General features: G+C 53.7%; 1 pseudogene. It reads left to right on the forward strand.

Features of this window, described 5'->3' with window-relative positions:
* A pseudogene (locus PsW74_RS18715) lies at positions 1-833 on the forward strand (type I secretion protein); the annotation flags it as partial.

Here is an 833-nt window from a genome sequence, read left to right on the forward strand (position 1 = left end):
ACGCCTGCAATCATTCTGGCACTGGATGCTTCAGCCATCCCAGCAGGTCAGCAAGGCTCCGTACAGATCACAGCCACACTGACAGATGCCTTCCCACATGATACCAGCGGAAATCCCATCAAGATCAACGGCATCACCATAAACGCTTCAGATCATGACGGAGACACAGTCACTGCCGACATTCAGGTCAACATCATTGACGACACGCCACAACTGGTCATCGCAGACACACCAACCTCAGTCGCAGAAGGCAACACCTTAAACGGAACGTGGTCGCTTAGCCCCGGTGCTGATGGCATCACACAGATCACTGTCTCAGTACCCGGAGAAGCCAACCAGACCATCTCCCTTTCCACCAACACACCTGCCACGTTCACGCTGCCCAAAGGGACGCTCACCGTCAATCCGGATGGTACCTACTCCTTTGAAGCTACGACCAATCTCGACAACGATGGCCCGCAGGAGCAAGCCTTCACCATCACCGCAACGGATACTGATGGAGATACAACAACTGACACACAGACCATCACCATCACCGACGGAGCCTCACCGACACCACCAGACAACTTGCCCGGTGAAGCGGTAGATCTGATCCTCACGGTCAACGAGGCAGCTATTGATACAACGCAGGATCAAAATGATCTGGCAGCGGGCAACATCACAGGCTCTGATCCAACCAGCACAGCCGAGACAGACATCTCCAGCACCCTCACCTTCACAGCAGGCTCTGATGAACTCACCACATTCGCATTTGGTGATACCTCAGGCATCACAATCACCAATGGAGATGCTGCTCTTAACCTCAGCTGGGCAGTCTCAAATGGCCAACTTAT

The sequence above is a fragment of the Pseudovibrio sp. W74 genome (assembly GCF_001623085.1).
Classification (GTDB): domain Bacteria; phylum Pseudomonadota; class Alphaproteobacteria; order Rhizobiales; family Stappiaceae; genus Pseudovibrio.